Origin of the sequence: Citrobacter sp. TBCS-14, from assembly GCF_005280805.1 — a bacterium.
Classification (GTDB): Bacteria; Pseudomonadota; Gammaproteobacteria; order Enterobacterales; family Enterobacteriaceae; genus Citrobacter; species Citrobacter gillenii.
On the sequence record NZ_SZWM01000593.1, the window covers coordinates 1 to 339 of the forward strand.

The window sequence follows — 339 nt, forward strand, 5'->3', positions numbered from 1 at the left end:
AAGACGGTTCATCCCGCACGCCCTGATAACGTTCGTTCATCACCCATGTACCGTCTTTTTCCAGAAACAGAGAGGTTTCAATCCCTTCACAGTCCGCGCAAGGTAAGATGCCACGCCAGCTTTGCTGCATCGGTTTTAATTCTGCCGCCCGCGTCGGCTGTAGTACTTCAACTTCAGTACGGTTATTACAGCCGATCAAGGAAAAAAGCGTGCATGCAGCGACTACGGACAATATTGCTGTTTTCACTATCAATTCCTTATAAATTTTTATTCCCGCTCGTCAGTCTTGCGTTCGACGAACTTTCCCACGCAGTGCCTTCACAGTGGACTTTTGCGCCT

At 48.7% G+C, this 339-nt stretch carries 1 protein-coding gene; it reads right to left on the reverse strand.

Going from position 1 to position 339, the window contains the following annotated elements; genetic code table 11:
* Positions 1-250, reverse strand: a 250-nt coding sequence (locus FDX22_RS20140; protein WP_186805375.1) for a copper resistance protein NlpE N-terminal domain-containing protein, incomplete at its 3' end; no start/stop codon positions are given.
* Positions 251-339 lie beyond the last annotated feature (89 nt).